Source organism: Ochrobactrum sp. SFR4, from assembly GCF_019730395.1.
Lineage (GTDB): Bacteria > Pseudomonadota > Alphaproteobacteria > Rhizobiales > Rhizobiaceae > Pseudochrobactrum.
Window position 1 is genome coordinate 1 of the sequence record NZ_JAAPBB010001089.1, and the last position, 250, is coordinate 250.

General features: G+C 50.0%; 1 protein-coding gene. It reads right to left on the reverse strand.

Features of this window, described 5'->3' with window-relative positions; all coding sequences use genetic code 11:
• Window positions 1-44 precede the first annotated feature (44 nt).
• Window positions 45-250 (reverse strand): sigma-70 region 4 domain-containing protein (locus tag HBA93_RS22400; protein WP_221724707.1); only part of this gene is annotated, 206 nt, incomplete at its 5' end.

The following is a 250-nucleotide window of genomic DNA, read 5'->3' on the forward strand; positions in this document are numbered from 1 at the left end:
GCTCAGGCTGATGTCGGCGAAAGATTTTTTCTTCATCATACGGATTAACTAATCGTGCGAAAGTGATCACGGCAATGGCGTAAAGCCTGCGCGAGATAGCGGGCCACCATGCTTTCAGACACGCCTAAACGCTGTGCAATTTCATGATGCGTGAGTAAGTCACAGCGTGCCAGTAGCAGAGCCGTGCGAGGTTTTGGCGGCAATTGCAGCAATGCATAAACCAGCTGTCGTAAATGGTCACGATCTATAG